This window comes from Pontibacter brevis, from assembly GCF_054779655.1.
Genome location: NZ_BAAGXV010000074.1, coordinates 16897 through 36473 on the forward strand (window position 1 = coordinate 16897; position 19577 = coordinate 36473).

Consider the following 19577-nt stretch of genomic DNA (forward strand, 5'->3'; position numbering starts at 1 on the left):
GCATCTGCCTTCAGTTCTTCTCCAGCACATTCAGGCTCACAAAACCACTTCCGCCCTTTACTGTCTGGTGCCATCCCATCCGCTTTAGTTCCCAGCGGATAAAGTTGTTCAGCAGGCCGTGCGCTACCAGTACGGTGGTGGCATTCTCCTCAGCATCTTCCTCGAGCATCTCCGCGCATTTCCGGGCCCTCCACTTTGCCTCTTTAAAGGTTTCAATGCCTTTGCTGTTGAGCCCGAAGAACCACAGAATGCGGGAGGTAACCAGCCACAACTTGATGGGTAGCCGAAGGAGCGGGAGGGAGAATATTTTCCGCTCAAACTCCCTGAAATTATGGTTTACCTTCAGGAGCACCTGCTCCCCGAAAATTGCTTTGGCAGTGAGCTGCGACCGGATGAGGGTGCTGCAGAAAACCTCTTTTATTTCTTTGTATGGTATCGCCTCATGCTGGAGCACAAACTCTTCTACCTGTGCGGCATCGTAGTCGGAGATGTACTGGCTGGCAGCTGCTGCGCTGAAGAAGCCCTGCCCAGGCACCTCCGGCCGCGCATGCCGGATAAGGAATATTCGTTTCGGTAAATGAGGTCTGTGCTTTTGTGTTTCCAAAGGCTTATGCTGTTTGTGGTTCTCTCTGATAAGGTATACGCAAACAAGAGGCACAGGCAACAGCCACAACTTTTATACTGCCTGTTATACCTGGTCAGGTGCAGCCAGGTCTTTAAAGATGGTGCCTTTGATTTGCTCCCACTCAGGTCGCAGAATGCTGTAGTAGATGGTATCGCGGCGGCGGCCGTCGTGCATCAGGGTGTGGCTGCGCAGAATGCCCTCTTCGGTGGCTCCAATTTTCAGCATTGCCTTGCGGGAACGCATGTTCAGGGCATCTCCTTTCAGCTCAACCCGCTCCATTTCCAGTACTTCAAAAGCATGCCGAAGCAGCAAGAACTTACAGTGCCTGTTCATGCCGCTGCCCCAGTAGGCCTTGCTCAGCCAGGTCCAGCCAATTTCAAGGCGGCTGTCTGGCTCTGATATGTTTCCATAGCTGGTGCTGCCAGCCAACTGACCGGTGGCTTTGTCCTCTATCATAAAGGTGTAGCGTGTGCCAGACTCATAGCCATTCATAGCGGTCTGTACCCAGGCCTCCAGTTCGGTGTCATTGCTGATGCGCGTGATCATATAGCGCCAGATCTCCTCGTCGAAAGCAACAGTCCGGAGTGCTTCTGTGTCTGAGGGTTGAAAGGGGCGGAGCAGCACGCGGGCATCCTCCAGGAGGGGTATCTTTTCAAAATTCATTTTCAGGGATGTTTGGGAGCCTGCAAATTAATAGAAGCGCGGCACTTACCATGGGCCAGGCAACAGAATCAAAGAATAGCGGTAGAAATTTTGTGCCAGCCTCAACCCCTTAGCATCTGGATAGTTAGAGAATAATTCGTCTATTTTTATATAGACCTTTAGCAGCATCTACAACCCTATCCGCCCCAACTACGTTTTAGCTAGCTAACGAAGGATACAATAATTCCTATATAGGGAGCATAGTTCTACAAAGAGTGCAGCAGTTAAAAGGCAAAACAGCAGTGGTGAGCGGTGGTGGCTCCGGTATTGGCCGGGCCATAGTGGAGAAACTGTCTTTGGCCAATGTCGCAACTGCCGTAGCTGACCTGCAACCGCCCGTTAACCAACCCGACAACGTTTACCCTTTTACCTGCGATGTAACAGCAGCGCCCGCTGTGGATGCCCTCTTTGCCGGAGTGCATGAAAAAATTGGCACACCCGATATACTCATTTGCTGCGCGGGGCGCGGCATTCATGAGAAACTGACGGAAGGAGACCCGGAGAAGTGGCGCCAAATCATTGACATTAACCTGATGGGCACTTTAAGGCTGATACGGGCTTTTGTACCGGGTATGCTGGAGGCTGGGCAGGGCGATGTGGTACTGATGTCATCTGTTTCGGCAGGGCAGGCTTACCCTTACGGCGGCGTATACGCCGCCACGAAATCTGCTTTGGAAGTAGTGGCCGAAACACTGCGCCAGGAAACGCTGCCCACCATCAGGGTAACAGTTGTGGCCCCAGGCGTTACCGATACAGCTTTCTTCGAAAACACCGTCTCTGGTTTTCATACGGCAGAAGACATAGGCTACGGTTCTATTTCTGCAGATGAGGTAGCCGATGCAGTGCTGTATGCCCTGAGCAAACCTTCGGGGGTGTCAGTAAACAACATGACGATAAGGCCGACTGCACAACCCTTTTAGGAGATGTGCAGGAGGGAAAAGGTAGAATAGTAAACGATGTTTCGGCATTTCCTGTGCAGCGCTCTGTAAAAGCACACGGTACAGGAAATTTTTAAGAGACTGTTAAAAGAATAAATAGATCTGGCTGCCTGAGCAGGATACCCGGGTCTCAATACATACAATGAAAGAAGAACAGACTATGAAAAGCAAAATTCTGATAACCGGAGGTGCTGGTTTTATTGGCTCACACCTGGCGGATGAACTGCTGCGCCAGGGATACGAAGTAAGAGCCCTGGATAACCTGAGCGAGCAGGTGCACGGAAAAGACTGCACAAGGCCTGAATACCTGCACGAGGATGTGGAGTTGATGGTAGGCGACGTGCGGAACCGCGAGGATGTAGACAGGGCGCTGGAAGGGGTGGACTATGTTTTCCACTTTGCCGCCATGGTGGGTGTTGGCCAGAGTATGTATGAGATTAAAGAGTATACTGATGTGAACAACATGGGCACCGCCGTACTCCTGGAGGCGCTCATTAAAAAGCCGGTGAAGAAGCTGGTGGTAGCCAGCAGCATGAGCATCTACGGCGAAGGCCTCTATAAAAACAAGGAAGGGGAACTGGTAACAGTGCAGGAACGCCCGCTGGAGCAACTGAAAGCTGCTGACTGGGAGCTGTATGACAAAGGGCAGCCGCTGCAGCCGGTTCCTACGTCAGAGTCTAAAATACCTTCCCTGTCTTCGGTATATGCGCTTTCGAAATACGACCAGGAGCGCCTTTGCCTGATGGTGGGCCGTGCCTACAACATCCCAACTGTAGCCATGCGTTTCTTTAACGTATACGGAACACGCCAGGCACTATCCAATCCATACACCGGGGTGCTGGCCATCTTCGCTTCGCGACTTTTAAATAACAATTCTCCCATGATTTTCGAAGACGGATACCAACAGCGTGATTTTGTGCATGTGCGCGATGTGGCCCTGGCGTGCCGCCTGGCTATGGAGAAAGAAGATGCTACCGGCAAAGTCTTCAATGTGGGTAGCGGAAACAACTATACCATTCAGGAGATAGCCGAGCGTTTGGCCACCGTTATGGACAAGACGCACCTGAAGCCAGAGGTAACAGGCAAATACAGGGTAGGCGATATCCGCCACTGCTATGCCGACATCTCCCTGGCAAACAAGGTGCTGGGCTTCTACCCACAGGTAGAGTTTAATAAGGGGCTGGAAGAACTGGCTAACTGGCTGGAGGGGCAGATTGCGTATGACAGGGTAAGTGAGGCAAGTGCCGAACTGGCAGCACGCGGCCTGACTGTCTGAAGCGGAGGCATCTCATTTTCTGATTTATTCAAAAGTATTCGCATCATTATGAAAATAAAGAACGCTAAAAACGAAAAGTCACTCCCCAAGGTCGGAATTGTAGAATGGTTCCGGGTAGGAGAGCATGAGCGCGTAAAGCATGTGCTCGCCGACTTGAAGGAGCTGGGCGTAACAGAGCTCAGAACAGGCGTATCGTGGGCCGATTACTACACACCAGATGGCAAAGGCTGGTACGACTGGCTGATACCCACTTTGGCAAAAGAAGTGAACATACTGCCGTGCTTCCTTTATACCCCGCCTTCGCTGGGCGAGAAAGCCCGCACCTCTTCCCCGCCAAGAGACCGAAAAGCATATGCCGACTTCCTGGATGTGTTCATCTCCGACCTGGGAGAGCACTTTGAGTGGGTGGAACTGTGGAACGAGCCGAACAACCAGGTGGAGTATGACTTCACGCTGGACTATGGCTGGAACAAATTCGCAGAGATGGTGGGTGGCGCAGCTTATTGGTGCCAGCAGCTGGGTAAGAAAACCCTGCTGGGCGGCATGAGCCCCATAGACCCGAACTGGCTGCAAACGATGTTCGATCATGGTGTCATGCAATACATCGATGCAGTGGGTATCCACGGCTTCCCATATGCCTTTGACCAGATGTGGGACGGCTGGGACTATAATATCAGGACAGTGCGTGAAGTGATGGACAGGAACAACTGCAAAGCCGAGCTCTGGATTACAGAGGCAGGCTTTTCTACCTGGCAGCACGATGAGCTGAAGCAGGTGCAGGAGTTTAAAGAGGTGCTCAAGGCAGATGCCACAAGAGTATACTGGTACGGCGCCTACGACCTGGATGCCAAGCATCCTACCGTAGGAGGCTTCCACTTAGACGACCGGGAGTACCATTTCGGGCTCAAGCGCTCTGACGGTAGCTCTAAGCTGCTGTACCGCCTGTGGGCGAGGCACGGGGCAGCACAACTGGAGAACCTGGACTACATCACACGGACGATTGACCAGGACACGGCACCCTATACCCTGATAACAGGAGGAGCCGGCTTTGTGGGCACCAACCTGGCCAAGCGGCTGCTCTCAGAAGGAAAGCGCGTGATGGTGTTCGACAGTCTTTCCCGCGACGGGGTGGAGCAGAACCTGCAGTGGCTGCACGAGAATTACCCGGACAACCTGGAAATATACGTGGGTGATATACGTAACCTGCAAACGGTGCGCTATGTCATGCAGCGTGCGGAGGCAGTCTATCACTTTGCTGCGCAGGTAGCGGTAACCACCTCGCTTGACCTGCCGATGAACGACTTTGAGATAAACGCGCGGGGCATCATGAACGTGCTGGAGGCCATACGGGAGCAGGATAACCCGCCACCGCTGGTATTCACCTCCACCAATAAAGTGTACGGAGGCCTCGAAGACCTGGAGTTCATCTCTAACGGCTCCCGCTATTATCCGGCAAACAAGGAAATAAAGGAAAACGGCATCAGCGAAAAGCGCCCGTTGGATTTCCACAGCCCTTATGGATGCTCTAAAGGCGCTGCCGACCAGTATGTAATAGACTATGCCCGCACCTACAATTTGCCGATGACGGTGTTCCGGATGAGCTGTATCTACGGGCCGCACCAGTATGGCAACGAAGACCAGGGCTGGGTGGCGCACTTTGCCATCAGGGCCATTGAAGGCCAGTCGATAAATATATATGGCGATGGAAAGCAGGTGCGCGATATCTTGTTTGTGGAAGATCTGGTAGATGCCTTCCTGTTGGCGAAAGAGCACATCCTGCGCATTTCAGGCCAGGCCTTCAACATTGGAGGTGGCACGCAGAATACAGTCAGCCTGCTGGAACTGCTGAAAACCATTGGCAAGTACCGTGGCAAAGAGGTGCAGCTTAAGTTCGGTAACTGGCGGCCAGGCGACCAGCACTATTATGTGTCGGACACGCGCAAGTTCCAGGAAGCCACCGGCTGGTATCCGAAGCACAACGTGCAGGAAGGTGTAGCCAAGTTATACCAGTGGCTTTGCGAAAACCGTGGCATAGAAGTACCGCTCACCATAGCATCAGAGCCTTTAAAAGAAGAACCCGCTAAAAAAGTAGCAGTAGCATAACATGCAAGAAACACTGACAACAGAAGACAAAGCTGTAGCCAGCACCCCCGCTACCAGCATGAAAGCCGCTGTGATTACAGCACCAGAAAAAGTAGAAGTACAGGACGCCAACCTGCCGGAGCCAGAGGCCGGGCAGGTGCGTCTGCGTTTAGAAGGCTGTGGCCTTTGCGCGTCCAACATCCCGGTTTGGGAAGGCCGTGAGTGGTTTTCTTATCCTGTCGCCGCCGGTAACCCGGGCCACGAAGGCTGGGGGATAGTGGATGCCGTAGGAGCAGGCGTGGAAAATGTGCAGATAGGTGACCGCGTGGCTGCTCTTTCTTATAACTCGTATGCCGAGTACGACATCGCGGATGCCGACAAGGTAGTAAAGCTGCCGGAGGCATTGGCTGGTAAACCCTTCCCTGGCGAGCCGCTCGGCTGTGCCATGAACATCTTTAAGCGCAGCGACATTTCCGCAGGCCAGACAGTCGCTATTCTGGGCATTGGCTTCCTGGGAGCACTGCTGGTGCAGCTGGCAAAAAATGCCGGTGCCAGGGTAATCGCCATATCACAGCGGGAGTTCTCGCTGGAGATGGCCGAGGAATGTGGTGCCGATGAAGTTATCCCGATGGATGACCACTACAAAATCATTGAGAAGGTAAAGGAACTGACCGGCGAAAAGTTCTGCGAGCGCGTGGTAGAGTGCACCGGCAAAGAGTGGCCGCTGAACCTGGCCGGTGAGTTAACCGCAGAGCGCGGCAAACTCATCATCGCTGGTTTCCACCAGGACGGGATGCGCCAGGTAAACATCCAGCTCTGGAACTGGCGCGGCATTGACGTCATCAATGCACACGAGCGTGATCCGCAGGAATACATCAAAGGTATAAAAGCAGCGGTAAAAGCTGTAACCGACGGTATCCTGAACCCGGACAAGCTATACACGCACACCTACAACTTAGCTAACATAGACGAAGCCTTCCATCACCTTAAAAGCCGCCCCGACGGATTTGTAAAAGCCCTTATAACCTACTAACCCATGCAAGACACGATACTGGACAAAAAACAAGGAATATCAGCATCTTCTTCTTCTACCTCTGCTAAGCCCCGGCTTGGCTTTTTGGGTGTTGGCTGGATTGGCCGCAACCGAATGGAAATGATAGCAAAACACGGTGCCGGTGAAGTGGCCCTTGTAGCGGATACGGCAGCACAAAATGCAGAAGAGGCCCTTAGAACTGCCCCGGAAGCAAAACAGGTGGCTTCGCTGGAGGCCATGCTGCAGGAGCCTGCAATAGATGGCGTTGTGATTGCTACCCCAAGTGCTTTTCATGCCGAGCAGAGTGAGCTGGCGTTGGAGGCGGGTAAGTCCGTTTTCTGCCAAAAGCCCCTGGGCCGTAACGTGGAGGAAACAAAAAGGGTAGTGGAAGCTGCCAGGAGAAACAACAAACTGCTGGGGGTAGACCTGTCGTACCGTTACACCGCCGCCATGCAGGAGGTGTATAAAGTGGTGCAGAGCGGTGAGTTAGGCCATGTATATGCTATCGAACTGGTGTTCCACAACGCTTATGGCCCTGACAAAGCCTGGTTCTATGAGCCCAAGCTGTCCGGCGGCGGCTGCGTCATAGACCTGGGGGTGCACCTCGTGGACCTGGCCCTGTGGTCATTGAACTTCCCGAAAGTAAAGCAGGTACAAAGCCAGCTGTTCTCCAAGGGCAAACCTATTGGCATGGCAGAAGGAAAAGTAGAAGATTATGCCTCGGCGAGCATGGAGCTAGCGGGTAATACGCACCTGCAGCTCAGTTGCTCCTGGAATCTCCCGGCCGGGCAGGAGGCCATCATCAGTGCTACCTTTTACGGCACAGAGGGAGGAGTAGCGATGAAGAATGTGAACGGCTCTTTCTATGATTTCGTGGCCGAGCGCTACTACGGTACCAGGACCGAGACGCTGTGCTCGCCGCCGGATGAGTGGTCGGGCAGGGCAGGTGTGGCTTGGGCAGAGCGGCTGGCAAAGGGCGAAGGCTTTGATGAGGCGGCAGAGGAATTTGTGAAAGTAGCAGAGGTATTAGACAAAATTTACGGCAGGTAAGCACATGGAAGCACGTCATCCTTCAAAAATCCTGATGACTACGGACACGGTAGGAGGGGTATGGAATTACTCGTTAGAGTTAGTGAGTGCACTGGCACCGTTCGGTACACAGGTAGCCCTGGCCACCATGGGCGGTCCTTTGAGCGCCGATCAGCGCAGGCAGGTGGAGGAACTGAATAACGTTACCCTGCACGAGAGCAACTATAAGCTGGAGTGGATGGATGATCCCTGGGAGGATGTAGAACGTGCCGGGCAGTGGCTGCTGGCGCTAAAAAACGATGTGCAGCCTGACATTGTGCACCTGAACGGTATGGTGCATGGAGCCCTGGACTGGGGCGTGCCCGTGCTGGTGGTTGTGCACTCCTGTGTGCTGTCGTGGTGGAGAGCTGTAAAGGACGAGGAGGCACCAAAGGACTGGGGCAGGTACAAGGAAATGGTAACACGTGGCCTGCAGGCAGCCAGTATGGTGATAGCCCCTACACAGGCTATGATGAACCAGGCGGAGGCACTTTACGGGCCATTCAAGGCCCGCACAGTTATCTACAACGGACGCGCTCAGGATGTTTACCATTTTGGGAAGAAAGAACCCTTCATTTTCAGCATGGGCCGTGTGTGGGACGAAGCAAAGAACATCTCCATGCTGGCCCATATAGCCGCAGATTTGCAGTGGCCTGTTTACATTGCCGGAGACGAAAGGCACCCTGCCACAGGAAAGTCTGTGGACCTGGAAAACGTGCATTTCTTGGGGCAGCTATCAGAGAAAGAGGTGATAGACTGGCTCTCCAGGGCTTCTATTTACGCCTTGCCTGCCAGGTACGAGCCCTTCGGGCTGACCATCTTAGAGGCTGCTATGTCTGGTTGCGCTCTGGTGGTGGGCAAAACAGATAGCCTGATGGAAATATGGGGCAATGCCGCCAAATATGTAGACCCAAGAAATGCCGATGAGCTGCGGGATACCCTCCAAAATTTGATTGAGGATGAATTTGGACGTAACATCATGGGCTGCCGGGCAGTAAAACGCTCGCACGGCTATACCGCCGACCCAATGGGGCAGGACTACGATCACGTATACCGGCAGCTGCTAAAGTCTTCGGTAAAAGTATAATTAGTTTTGAATGAGTGACTGAGTGAATTATTCACTCAGTCACTCATTCACTCATTCAAAATTAACAACATGAAAATAACTCTATTCTACCATTCTATACTTTCAGACTGGAACCATGGCAACGCCCACTTTCTGCGCGGCATTGTGCGGGAACTGGAGGAGCGGGGGCATCAGGTGGAGGTTTATGAACCGAAGAATGGCTGGAGCCTGCAGAACCTGGTGGAAGGATACGGAGAAGATAAGCTGGAAGAACTGCAGCAGTACTACCCCGGCATCAGCACCAATTTCTACATGCTGGATACGCTGGAACTGGACAATGTCTTAAGCGGGACCGACCTAGTGCTGGTGCATGAGTGGAATGAGCATGAATTGGTAAAACGGATTGGCGAACACCGCGCCAGGACAGGCCATTACAAGCTCCTTTTCCATGATACCCACCACCGAGCCGTAACTGAGCGTGAGGCCATGAGCAAGTACGACCTGACGCACTACGATGGGGTGTTGGCATTCGGGCAGGTGATCCGGGACTTATACCTGCAGGAAGGTTGGACAAGCAAAGCCTGGACCTGGCATGAAGCAGCCGACACGGCCGTTTTCTACCCGCACGACACAGATGAAAAAGAAGGCGATCTCATCTGGGTTGGCAACTGGGGCGACGAGGAGCGCACGGCGGAACTGCATGAGTTCCTGATTAACCCGGTAAAAGAACTGGGGCTAAAAGCTAAGATTTACGGTGTGCGTTACCCGGAGCACGCCAGAAAAGCACTGGCCGATGCCGGTATTGAATATGGCGGCTGGTTGCCCAATTATAAAGCGGCAGAGGAGTTTGCCAAGTATAAAGTAACGGTGCACGTGCCGCGCAGGCCTTATGTAGAGGCGCTGCCGGGCATTCCGACCATCCGCCCTTTTGAGGCCATGGCCTGTGGCATCCCGCTGATCTCCTCCCCGTGGGAAGATGCCGAAAACCTCTTTACACCTGGGCAAGACTTTTTAGTAGCCCGCACCGGCGAGGAGATGAAGCAGCAGCTGCAAACCATCCTGAACCTGGCTGGTAAAGCAAAAGAAGTGGCTGACCAGGGGCTTCAGACTATACGCAGCCGCCATACCTGTGCCCACCGGGTAAACGAGTTGGAGCAGGTATGCGAAGAGCTTGGCATAGAGCCATCTAAAATATATCTCACCCAAAAAGAACAAGCCCTGCATGAAAAATAAGAAACTAAAGATAGCCTTCTTTGGCTCCAGCCTGGTGTCCGCGTATTGGAATGGTGCCGCCACCTATTACAGGGGTATTGTGCGGGCCCTGAGCGAACGTGGCCATGAGGTAACCTTCTATGAACCGGATGCTTACGACCGCCAGAAAAACCGCGACATGGACGACCCGGACTGGGCAAAGGTGGTGGTTTATGAGGCGACAGAAGAAGCCGTGTCTGGCTGCCTAAAAGAAGCAGCCAGCGCCGACATGGTGGTAAAAGCCAGTGGCGTGGGTGTTTTTGATGAACTGCTGGAGCGCGAGGTGCTGCAACTGCAGACAGAAGAGCGCCTGGTGGTGTTCTGGGATGTGGATGCGCCTGCCACCCTGGACCGTGTGCATCACAACCCTGCAGACCAGTTCCACCAATTGATACCGCAGTATGACATGATACTGACCTACGGCGGTGGTGACCCTGTGATAAATGCCTATGAGGCGCTGGGTGCTAAAAAGTGTGTGCCGATTTACAATGCCCTCGATACTGCCACGCATTACCCGGTAGCACCAGATCCCAAGTTTGCCTGCGATCTTGCCTTTTTGGGCAATCGATTGCCCGACCGGGAGGCGCGTGTGGAAGAGTTTTTCCTGAAACCTGCCACAGCAACACCAGGTAAGCAGTTTATGATTGGAGGCAGTGGCTGGGGCGACAAACCAATGAGTGCGAATGTGCAGTACATCGGGCACGTGTACACCAAAGATCACAACGCCTTTAACTGCACCCCAAAAGCGGTGCTAAATATTAGCCGCGAAAGCATGGCCCGCTACGGTTTTTCGCCTGCCACGCGTGTTTTTGAGGCTGCCGGCGCTGGTGCCTGCATCATCACCGACTACTGGGAAGGCATCGATTTCTTCTTTGAGCCAGGAAAAGAGATACTGGTCGCAAAGAATGGTGCGGAAGTAAGCGAAATTCTTTCAAAATTAACTGAAAAAAATGCAAAGGAAATAGGTGAGGCTGCGTATAGAAAAGTACTGTCGGCTCACACCTACAGCCACCGGGCAGCGCAACTGGAGAAGCTGCTGTATTCAAAAGTGAAACAACCTAACGCAGCATGGGCATGAACATTGTTATACTTGGTTTATCTATTACATCGAGCTGGGGCAACGGCCACGCCACCACTTTCCGTGGCCTGGTGCGTGAATTGAACAATCAGAACCACAACGTGCTTTTCCTGGAGCGGGACGTGCCCTGGTATGCAGGCCACCGCGACCTGCCCAAACCGGAATACTGCCGGACCGAACTCTACACCTCCCTGAAAGATTTGCAGAAGCGCTTTACGGAGCATGTGCGCGAGGCGGACCTGGTGATGGTGGGATCTTATGTGCCGGAAGGCGTACAGGTAGGTGAGTGGGTTGTGAAAACCGCGCAGGGCATCAAGGCTTTCTACGACATAGATACTCCTGTAACACTGGCTAAATTAGAGCGCAAAGATTATGAGTACCTGCACCCTGACCTGATCCCCAGATACGATCTGTACCTGTCGTTTACAGGTGGCCCTACCTTAGACCTGCTGGAAGAAAAGTATGGTTCTCCCATGGCGCGTGCCTTGTATTGCTCTGTTGACCCGACCTTATATTACCCGGAGTTCCAGGAAGCAGTCTGGGACCTAGGTTACCTGGGTACTTACTCCGACGACCGCCAACCTCCTTTGGAGAAGCTGATGCTGGATGCAGCACGTGCCTGGCCGGGAGGCCGCTTTGTTGTGGCTGGGCCGCAGTACCCGGAAAGCATCAAATGGCCAGCCAATACTCAGCATATCCATCACCTGCCTCCTGCAGAGCACCGCAAGTTTTACAACAGCCAGCGGTTTACGCAAAACATTACGCGGGCTGACATGATACAGGCTGGGTATGCACCGAGTGTGCGCCTTTTTGAGGCTGCGGCCTGCGGCACCCCGATTATATCAGATTACTGGGAGGGACTGGACTCAATTTTTAAAATAGATACTGAAATACTGGTGGCTTACTCTGCCAAAGACACACTCCGCTACCTGCGCGAAATCTGCAAGTCGGAGCGCAAAATGATTGGCGAACGCGCCCGCAAGAAAGTACTGGCGTACCATACGGCTGCCCATCGTGCCAAGGAACTTATAAGTTATGCCGAGGAACTCATGACGCTGGATGGCGACCATGATTCGTACGACTTCGGAGTTGTTATTTAGTTTAAGGGAAGCCTGTTCTAGAGGCTAACGATATGAGAAAGGCCCGCATCCTGGTAGCTGTTCTTACCACACTTTGTGTGGCTATCACCTCCTGTGCCCCTTCCATTTATTATCTGGGCGACACGTACGAACCTAGCAGTGGCATAGAAGTTTTCTATGATGCTAAGGATGTTCAAAGAGCCTATAAAGTTATCGGTAAAATGACAAATGATAAGATACTGGAATATGATGTGGAGGAGGTGAAAGTGAAGATGATTGAAAAGGCAAAGCAGGTTGGCGGCGACGGGATTATTTTCACCGACATAGGCATAGAGAAAACAGTGGCCGATGAAGACAGATTAGCCGTAAAAGCAAACTTAATCAAATACTTATAGCGGAGCAGGTGCCGGTTTTTGATTTAATTCAGATAGACAGCAATCATCATTAGGTGATGTAGATACCCCATAATAGACATGCAGGAAATAGAACAGTTAGGACCTTGGTTCCATAATTTACATTTGCCAAACGGAGAGCAAACAGCACCAAATCATTTTCTAGGTGATTTTCCGGCTTTCAAGTGGCAGGAACTGGAATCACATATTCCAACTGATCTGACAGGCTGGGAAGTGCTGGACATTGGGTGCAACGCTGGTTTCTACTCTGTAGAACTGGCCAAGCGTGGCGCGAAGGTGCTTGGCATTGACGTAGACCCGCACTACCTGCGCCAGGCTGAGTGGGTTGCCCAACAGTTTGGGCTGGAGGACAGAATCGAGCTGAAGCAGATGCAGGTGTATGATGTGGCCCGCCTGGACCGGCAGTTTGACCTGGTATGGTATATGGGTGTGATGTACCACCTGCGCTATCCCCTACTTTCCCTGGACATCCTTTCTCAGAAAACACGCCGTATGATGGTCTTCCAAACACTGACGATGCCAGGCAGGGGCGAGGCAGAAGTACCAGAAGATTTCGGGATAAATGACCGCCAGCGCATGCTGGACGAAAACTGGCCGAAGATGGCCTTCATCGAAAAGAAGATGGCCGGTGACCTGACAAACTGGTGGGCCCCCAATGATGCCGCCATCAAAGCCATGCTGCGCTCCTGCGGCCTGCGGGTAATCGAGCAGCCCGGCCACGAAATATACATCCTGGAGGTGGACGAGGAGCTGCGAAAAGCCCAGCAGTGGAACCAGTCAGAGCTGCTCTCAGCTACTGGCCAGGATTGGCAGGAGGCCGTGCAGCAGAAGGTGGCAGAAAAGAACCAATATATGGTGGGGGAGAACGGCAGGAAATAGCACCAGCGGTAGACCCTATCAGGGAAAAGTATAACAGCATATCTTAAACTGCAAGGCCTGCTTTATTAGCAGGCCTTGCAGTTTTTAAGGGATTAGGTATAACTTGCGGTAAGTTGAATCAGAAATGGAAAACAAAGAACACACGCCGGCACCCTGGGAAGTACTGAAGTCAGAAATGGTAGTAGACGAGAAGTGGTACAAACTGCGTCGCGACCATGTCAGGCTACCCAATGGCCTCGAACTCGACGATTATTATGTGAGCGTGCGGCCGAATGTAGTACTCACCTTCCCGCTTACCGAGGACAACCATGTTATTTTTGTGAGGCAGTACAAGCATGCAGCCGGCGGCATTTTTATTGAATTGCCTGGCGGGGTGGTAGATGAGCACGAAACACAGCCCATCGAAGCCGCTAAACGCGAGGTACTGGAAGAGACAGGCTATGCTTCTGATGAGGTAGAACTGCTGCTGGAGGTAACTGACAACCCCACCAAAGACACCAACCGGATGTATTATTTCCTGGCCCGCAACGTGCGCCAGGTTGCAACGCAGGACCTGGACGAATCAGAAGCAATAGAAGTGCTGAAGATACCGCTTCAAGAAGTAGCCGGTATGATAATGGAAGGCAAAATACATGTAGCCGGTTCCGTAGCCCTCTGCCTGCTGGCCCTGCGAAAACTGGGCGTGTAGTCTTATTTCAAAGTTGCTAATCTGACTTTCCGGCTCGAAATTCTCTTAAGTCTATTCCATAGGATGTTTGCGAGCTTCTGCTGGCACGAAGTGAATGGGTTCCCCGTCTTTCCGTGGGGGTAGGGGCCTTCAAAAAAGTGCGCATAACTGTTCAATCTGTACCCTAGCTGCTGCTCCTCCTGCCAATAATAGCCCTACTTTCTCTTGATCTTCCCCCTTCTTAGACTAAAATTCCGGAACAATAGAAGGAATGGTAGTGTTGTGTTTGTACATTTAATGTATATACATTTAATTTGTGTTGCGTATCCCGTATAAGAAAGGGAGGCGATGCGTGTATCGCTTCAGCATAAACAGAATTAAAAGAAATAAGACTATGGTATCAACAGAGAAAAACATTGCCGTGCATAATTTGATAGAAGAACGTTGGAGCCCCCGCGCTTTCGAAGATAAGTCAGTGGACGAGGCACAGTTAAAAGCACTTTTTGAGGCAGCCCGATGGGCTCCGTCCGCCATGAACGAGCAGCCATGGCGCTTCATCTACGCCGTTAAAGAGGATACAGAAAACTTTGAGCGCCTGTTCAGCTGCCTGCTGGAAGGCAACAGTTGGGCTAAAAATGCCTCTGCCTTGTTCATCACCATAGCTAAATTAAACTACGACTATAACGGCAATCCTAATGCCCTTGCGTTGCACGACCTGGGACTGGCTACCGGGAACCTGCTGCTGCAGGCCACTGACCTGGGGCTGCATGTGCACCTGATGGGTGGTTTCAATGCAACTAAGGCACGTGAGGTGCTGGGCATACCGGAAGGTTTTCAGCCTGTATCAATGGGTGCCATAGGCTATGCAGGTGACCCGGAAACGTTGCCCGAAAACCTGAAAGCGCGTGAGCTGGCACCCCGTAAGCGGAAGCCTTTAGAGGAGATTGTATTCAAAGGAAAGTGGGAGCAAAAGTAATTCAGAGTGAACAAGACAATGAGCAAAAAAGTAATTCATAAAGCAGACACCCGCGGCCACGCCAACCACGGCTGGCTGAACTCATACCATTCCTTCAGCTTCGCAAACTACTATAACCCGGAGCGCATGGGTTTTGGCCTGCTGCGTGTCCTGAACGATGATGAGGTGGCACCTGGCAGGGGCTTTGGGGCGCATCCACATAACAACATGGAGATTATCTCTATTCCGCTGTCGGGCACACTGGCGCATCAGGATAGCACCGGGAACAGCAAAACCATTCAAACGAATGAAGTGCAGATTATGTCGGCGGGTACCGGCCTGATGCACTCTGAGTTCAACCATTCTGAAACGGAGCCGGTGAAGTTCCTGCAGATATGGGTGTTCCCGAAAGAGGAGGATATTGAGCCCCGTTACGAGCAGAAGTCTTTTAAGCCGGAGGACCGGCAGAACAAGCTGCAGACAGTAGTGTCGCCGGAGCAGAACAATAATGCCGTCTGGATAAACCAGGATGCTTGGTTTACGCTCGGCACCCTGAAACCCGGTTTTGCAGAAACATACAGGCTGCACCAACCCGACAACGGCGTTTACGCTTTTGTGCTGGAAGGGGAAGTTGAGATTGACGGTGAGAAACTAAGCAGGCGTGACGGAATGGGCATTTCTGAAACAGATGCTGTCAACATAAAAGCCTCTTCAGACGCTGAACTGCTGCTGATGGAAGTACCAATGAAGTAACAATATTTAGTGTTTTGTGATAGAGAAGGAGCGCCCCGGCAAAAGTCGGGGCGCTTTTGTTTAACGCAGGTGCCGCATCACCGCAAAGGGCAAGGGGGCCCATAGCGCTGCTTCTATACCTGCTGCTTTCAGCCCCCGGTTTACCCAGTTGTTACAGTTCTTCAGGATATAAAATTTACCGTGTGCTTCGTAAAAAGTGTCCTGACCTGTGTACCCTGTGTTTGGGATATGCAGGTACTGCCCGTTCTCCTGCTGAAAAGAGGCATCAATGTATTCCACCAGCTGCTTGTAATGGGCTGCGGATAATAAGACCGGTTGCTGTCGTTTGGTGGGGGTGAGCCGCGAGTCGATGTACTCCACGTGCATGGCAGTAGGCGTAGGCCAGAGAGAGGCTCGCAGGGCTACACCCGGCGTCAGGTCGTTCCATTCAGGCGTTTCCATGTAAAAGCGCCTGTCGCCCCAGCCAAAAGCCAGGTATTGGTAGCTGCTGTCAGCATTCCTGAAGTGGTGCAGCGGGATTTTGTCCCGCCAGTCGATGATAGGAGTGGCAACGGGCACCACAATATCGGTATGCACTCCGTTGGAGGTCACAAAAATCTCAATAGAGTCAGTGGTGTGTGGTACCTGGGCCATGCTGCTTTTCACGGGGATACTGCTTAGTACAAAGGCAGAAAGAAGAAACAGTACAACCAATCCCACTACGGCACTTACGCACCACAGGAGAAACGACAGAATCTTGATAACAACACGTTGCATACTTTTACATACGGCAGCAAACTATAAAATTTACTTAGATTGAAAAGAGGATGGCTTTAGCTGGTACAACAGCGTGCTTATTTGCCATACTCAGCATTTTTGCGGAAATTGTACTCCATTTCAACCAAGAGAATCCATTTTATACAGAAAAAGACCATGATAAATACGCTAAAGCGACATTTCGCTTTGTTGCTGGTGCTGCTATGTGTGCAGGTGGCTGTGGCGCAGGAGCGTTTGCAGTCTCCCGAGCAGTTTTTAGGCTACCAGCTTGGCAAACAATTTACAACCCAGAACCGCATTTTTGATTACGTCAATTACCTGGCGGCGCAGGCGCCAAACCGCATGAAAGTGCAGCAGTACGGGCAGACCTACGAAGGACGTCCGCTGCTGCTGGCTTATGTAGCATCCGATGAGAACCTGCCGCGCCTGGAGCAGATCCGGGAAAATAACCTCCGCCAGGCAGGATTGCAGGGCGGGCAGGTGCAGGGAGAGCAGCCTGCCATTGTGTGGCTTAGCTACAACATCCACGGCAACGAATCCGTGAGCTCGGAGTCGGTGATGCAGGTGCTGTATGACCTGGTAGACCCTAACAACGCCCAATCAAAGCAGTGGCTGCAGAACACCGTTATTATACTGGACCCGATGGTGAACCCGGACGGCCGTGAACGTTATGTGCAGTGGTACCAGCAGGCATCCAACAGGGGCGGTAATGCTTCTCCTTACGCCTGGGAGCATTATGAGCCGTGGCCGGGCGGCAGACCAAACCACTATTACTTCGACCTGAACCGCGACTGGGCCTGGCAGACACAAATCGAATCGAAGCAGCGCCTGCAGGTGTACAACAACTGGCTGCCACAGGTGCACGCCGATTTCCACGAGATGGGGGCAGAGTCTCCGTACTATTTCTCGCCGGCGGCAAAACCCTTCCACGAGAGCATTACGCCATGGCAGCGCCAGTTCCAGAACACCATCGGCGACTACAACCGCCAGTATTTCGACAAGAACAACTGGCTCTACTTTACCCGTGAAAACTTTGACCTCTTTTACCCGAGCTACGGCGATACCTACCCGACCTACAATGGTGCCATCGGTATGACCTATGAGCAGGGAGGTTCAGGGCGTGCCGGTCTGGCTTACAAAAAAGAGGATGGCGACACCCTGACACTGGTAGACCGCATTGCGCACCACGTGGCGGCCAGCCATGCCACCATACAGGCAGCCTCTGAAAAGGCAGACCAGCTAAAGCAGGAGTTCGGCAAGTATTACCAGAATAACCTGAACAACCCCGCAGGCGCGTATAAAACCTTTGTGCTGAAGGCGGACGGCAGAAGCGCCGCTAACCTGAAATCGCTGACAGACTATATGGACCGCCAGGGCATCCAGTACGGCTATGCTGGCAAGAGCACCTCTGCACGTGGCTTTAACTATAGCACGGGTAAGGAAGAAAGGGTGTCGATCGGTTCAAACGATGTGGTTATCAGCATGTACCAGCCAAAGTCTACGTTGGTGAAAGTGCTGTTCGAGCCAAATGCCAGGCTGGAGGATTCCCTTACCTATGACATTACTTCCTGGTCCTTGCCATACGCCTACAACGTGCAGGCTTATGCCCTGAAAAACAGGGTGAATGTGAGTAACAGCAACCAGGCCGCAGCTCCGGCTGCCGCGGCTGTCAGCATCGAGCGCCCTTATGCTTACCTGGCCCGCTGGAACAACCTGCAGGACCTGAAGCTCCTGACAGAACTGATGAAGGAAGGCGTGAAGGTGCGCCAGGCAGAGAAAGTGTTTGAGACAGATGGTCAGCGCTATGAGCCAGGAACCCTTATCATCACCCGCACCGGGAATGAGCGCATGGGCGATAAGCTGGATGCTACTGTCCGTGAACTGGCGAAGCAGTATAACGTTAACCTGAGTGCTACCAGCACCGGTTTTGTGAGCAGCGGTGCAGACTTCGGTTCCGGTAGCGTGCGCTATCTGAAAATGCCAAAGGTAGCCTTGCTTTCGGGTGAGGGCGTTTCTCCTTATGGCTTCGGGGAAGTGTGGCATTACTTTGAGCAGCAGATTGGCTACCCGGTTACGGTACTTAATACCTCTTATTTCAGCAATGTGCCGCTCCACGAGTTCGACGTGCTCATCCTGCCAACAGGTAACTACAACCGCATCCTGAACGAAGAGACGCTTGAAAATGTGAGAGAGTGGGTGAACGGTGGAGGGAAGCTGATTGCGCTCGAAAGTGCTGCTGGCTTTTTAGCTGGTAAAAAAGGCTTTAACCTGAAGAAAAAAGGGGAAACAGAAGAGAGCAAAGACAAGGCAAAGGCAAAGGAAGAAAATCCTTACAGGAACCTGCGCACTTATGCCAGCCGTGAACGCGAAGCACTGGAAAGCGAAGTACAGGGCAGTATCTTCCGCGTAGACTTAGATAAAACGCACCCTCTGGCTTTTGGCTACGGCGATACGTACTTTGCCCTTATCCGTTCCACTGATACCTTCAGCTTCCTGGAAAACGGCTGGAATGTAGGTGTGCTGAAGAAGGACAACTATACTACTGGCTTTGTGGGCTCCAAGAGCAGAGAAAAACTGCAGGACGCCCTGATTCTGGGAATACAGGAAATGGGCCGCGGACAGGTGGTGTACTTAGCCGATAACCCACTTTTCCGTGGGTTCTGGCAGGGCGGCAAACTGATGTTCGGTAATGCTGTTTTCCTGGTAGGGCAATAGGTGAGACTTAAGTTTATAAAGCCTGTGCTGGTATTAGGAACGCGGGCTTGTACCTACTGATAGAGATAAATTAGAAAGCCCCTTGTACCGGATGCGGTGCAGGGGGCTTTTTCTTTACAGCCAGGCCTTCGCTAAACGGTTGTGGTCTAGAATGTATGATGGTTTCGGTAATAGAATATTAGCTTCATGGCGTTGTAGTGATTCTGCTCTTTTTTAGAGAAGCAGGCTGTTTTTCTGACCA

Annotated in this window: 18 protein-coding genes and 1 pseudogene; 15 read left to right on the forward strand and 4 right to left on the reverse strand. The window is 52.3% G+C overall.

The window, feature by feature from the left end; all coding sequences use genetic code 11:
• Positions 1-10: 10 nt before the first annotated feature.
• Positions 11-604 (reverse strand): histidine phosphatase family protein, encoded by a 594-nt coding sequence (locus ACYVB1_RS15430; protein ID WP_460924681.1) that lies wholly within the window; start codon positions 602-604, stop codon positions 11-13.
• A gap of 84 nt (positions 605-688) precedes the next feature.
• Entirely contained in the window at positions 689-1288 is a 600-nt protein-coding gene (locus ACYVB1_RS15435; protein WP_460924682.1) for a GNAT family N-acetyltransferase, read from the reverse strand.
• Positions 1289-1542: 254 nt separating this feature from the next.
• Here ACYVB1_RS15435 and ACYVB1_RS15440 point away from each other — a divergent pair, with 254 nt between their 5' ends.
• The 14 genes from ACYVB1_RS15440 to ACYVB1_RS15505 all read left to right on the forward strand — a co-directional run bounded on the left by ACYVB1_RS15440 (position 1543) and on the right by ACYVB1_RS15505 (position 15865).
• Positions 1543-2247, forward strand: a complete 705-nt coding sequence (locus ACYVB1_RS15440; protein WP_460924683.1) for an SDR family oxidoreductase — start codon at positions 1543-1545, stop codon at positions 2245-2247.
• Positions 2248-2425: 178 nt separating this feature from the next.
• Complete coding sequence (locus ACYVB1_RS15445) at positions 2426-3541, forward strand: NAD-dependent epimerase/dehydratase family protein (protein WP_460924684.1); 1116 nt, start codon at positions 2426-2428, stop codon at positions 3539-3541.
• 48 nt (positions 3542-3589) lie between these two features.
• On the forward strand, positions 3590-5644 hold the full coding sequence (locus ACYVB1_RS15450; RefSeq protein WP_460924685.1) for a GDP-mannose 4,6-dehydratase: 2055 nt from the start codon (positions 3590-3592) through the stop codon (positions 5642-5644).
• A 1-nt stretch (position 5645) separates the two neighbouring features.
• The gene (locus ACYVB1_RS15455) at positions 5646-6656 is read left to right on the forward strand and encodes an MDR/zinc-dependent alcohol dehydrogenase-like family protein (RefSeq protein WP_460924686.1); all 1011 of its coding nucleotides are present in this window, start codon (positions 5646-5648) and stop codon (positions 6654-6656) included.
• A gap of 3 nt (positions 6657-6659) precedes the next feature.
• Positions 6660-7706, forward strand: coding sequence for a Gfo/Idh/MocA family protein (locus tag ACYVB1_RS15460; protein ID WP_460924687.1), 1047 nt, complete (start codon positions 6660-6662; stop codon positions 7704-7706).
• 4 nt (positions 7707-7710) lie between these two features.
• Complete coding sequence (locus tag ACYVB1_RS15465) at positions 7711-8811, forward strand: glycosyltransferase family 4 protein (protein WP_460924688.1); 1101 nt, start codon at positions 7711-7713, stop codon at positions 8809-8811.
• 69 nt (positions 8812-8880) lie between these two features.
• Complete coding sequence (locus tag ACYVB1_RS15470; protein WP_460924689.1) at positions 8881-10023, forward strand: CgeB family protein; 1143 nt, start codon at positions 8881-8883, stop codon at positions 10021-10023.
• Positions 10013-11119, forward strand: a complete 1107-nt coding sequence (locus tag ACYVB1_RS15475) for a CgeB family protein (RefSeq protein ID WP_460924690.1) — start codon at positions 10013-10015, stop codon at positions 11117-11119. Before ACYVB1_RS15470 ends, ACYVB1_RS15475 begins: the two co-directional genes overlap by 11 nt.
• On the forward strand, positions 11116-12219 hold the full coding sequence (locus ACYVB1_RS15480; RefSeq protein WP_460924691.1) for a CgeB family protein: 1104 nt from the start codon (positions 11116-11118) through the stop codon (positions 12217-12219). The genes ACYVB1_RS15475 and ACYVB1_RS15480 overlap by 4 nt, the downstream gene beginning before the upstream one ends.
• Before the next feature lie 32 nt (positions 12220-12251).
• The gene (locus ACYVB1_RS15485) at positions 12252-12593 is read left to right on the forward strand and encodes a hypothetical protein (RefSeq protein WP_460924692.1); all 342 of its coding nucleotides are present in this window, start codon (positions 12252-12254) and stop codon (positions 12591-12593) included.
• 78 nt (positions 12594-12671) lie between these two features.
• Positions 12672-13490 carry a TIGR04290 family methyltransferase gene (locus ACYVB1_RS15490; RefSeq protein ID WP_460924693.1) on the forward strand — a complete coding sequence of 273 codons (819 nt, stop codon included), beginning with the start codon at positions 12672-12674 and terminating at the stop codon, positions 13488-13490.
• A gap of 124 nt (positions 13491-13614) precedes the next feature.
• Positions 13615-14178 (forward strand): NUDIX hydrolase, encoded by a 564-nt coding sequence (locus ACYVB1_RS15495; RefSeq protein WP_460924694.1) that lies wholly within the window; start codon positions 13615-13617, stop codon positions 14176-14178.
• 373 nt (positions 14179-14551) lie between these two features.
• Positions 14552-15133 (forward strand): nitroreductase family protein, encoded by a 582-nt coding sequence (locus ACYVB1_RS15500; RefSeq protein ID WP_460924695.1) that lies wholly within the window; start codon positions 14552-14554, stop codon positions 15131-15133.
• An 18-nt stretch (positions 15134-15151) separates the two neighbouring features.
• On the forward strand, positions 15152-15865 hold the full coding sequence (locus tag ACYVB1_RS15505) for a pirin family protein (protein ID WP_460924696.1): 714 nt from the start codon (positions 15152-15154) through the stop codon (positions 15863-15865).
• A gap of 60 nt (positions 15866-15925) precedes the next feature.
• Here the strand turns inward: ACYVB1_RS15505 and ACYVB1_RS15510 are convergent, their stop codons facing one another.
• Positions 15926-16621, reverse strand: coding sequence for a TIGR02117 family protein (locus ACYVB1_RS15510; RefSeq protein WP_460924697.1), 696 nt, complete (start codon positions 16619-16621; stop codon positions 15926-15928).
• Positions 16622-16777: 156 nt separating this feature from the next.
• Here ACYVB1_RS15510 and ACYVB1_RS15515 point away from each other — a divergent pair, with 156 nt between their 5' ends.
• A complete protein-coding gene (locus ACYVB1_RS15515; RefSeq protein WP_460924698.1) occupies positions 16778-19336 on the forward strand; it encodes a M14 family metallopeptidase in 2559 nt (852 codons plus the stop codon).
• A 146-nt stretch (positions 19337-19482) separates the two neighbouring features.
• On the opposite strand, the pseudogene ACYVB1_RS15520 reads toward ACYVB1_RS15515, so the two are convergent.
• Positions 19483-19577 (reverse strand): annotated as a pseudogene (locus ACYVB1_RS15520) (IS1 family transposase); the annotation flags it as partial.

Coding starts and splice junctions, on each gene's coding strand:
- ACYVB1_RS15495 (WP_460924694.1), top strand. CDS start 13,615: ATGGAAAACAAAGAACACACGCCGGCACCCTGGGAAGTACTGAAGTCA.
- ACYVB1_RS15475 (WP_460924690.1), top strand. CDS start 10,013: ATGAAAAATAAGAAACTAAAGATAGCCTTCTTTGGCTCCAGCCTGGTG.
- ACYVB1_RS15460 (WP_460924687.1), top strand. CDS start 6,660: ATGCAAGACACGATACTGGACAAAAAACAAGGAATATCAGCATCTTCT.
- ACYVB1_RS15435 (WP_460924682.1), bottom strand. CDS start 1,288: ATGAATTTTGAAAAGATACCCCTCCTGGAGGATGCCCGCGTGCTGCTC.
- ACYVB1_RS15480 (WP_460924691.1), top strand. CDS start 11,116: ATGAACATTGTTATACTTGGTTTATCTATTACATCGAGCTGGGGCAAC.
- ACYVB1_RS15515 (WP_460924698.1), top strand. CDS start 16,778: ATGATAAATACGCTAAAGCGACATTTCGCTTTGTTGCTGGTGCTGCTA.
- ACYVB1_RS15485 (WP_460924692.1), top strand. CDS start 12,252: ATGAGAAAGGCCCGCATCCTGGTAGCTGTTCTTACCACACTTTGTGTG.
- ACYVB1_RS15510 (WP_460924697.1), bottom strand. CDS start 16,621: ATGCAACGTGTTGTTATCAAGATTCTGTCGTTTCTCCTGTGGTGCGTA.
- ACYVB1_RS15490 (WP_460924693.1), top strand. CDS start 12,672: ATGCAGGAAATAGAACAGTTAGGACCTTGGTTCCATAATTTACATTTG.
- ACYVB1_RS15445 (WP_460924684.1), top strand. CDS start 2,426: ATGAAAAGCAAAATTCTGATAACCGGAGGTGCTGGTTTTATTGGCTCA.
- ACYVB1_RS15500 (WP_460924695.1), top strand. CDS start 14,552: ATGGTATCAACAGAGAAAAACATTGCCGTGCATAATTTGATAGAAGAA.
- ACYVB1_RS15465 (WP_460924688.1), top strand. CDS start 7,711: ATGGAAGCACGTCATCCTTCAAAAATCCTGATGACTACGGACACGGTA.
- ACYVB1_RS15505 (WP_460924696.1), top strand. CDS start 15,152: ATGAGCAAAAAAGTAATTCATAAAGCAGACACCCGCGGCCACGCCAAC.
- ACYVB1_RS15450 (WP_460924685.1), top strand. CDS start 3,590: ATGAAAATAAAGAACGCTAAAAACGAAAAGTCACTCCCCAAGGTCGGA.
- ACYVB1_RS15455 (WP_460924686.1), top strand. CDS start 5,646: ATGCAAGAAACACTGACAACAGAAGACAAAGCTGTAGCCAGCACCCCC.
- ACYVB1_RS15470 (WP_460924689.1), top strand. CDS start 8,881: ATGAAAATAACTCTATTCTACCATTCTATACTTTCAGACTGGAACCAT.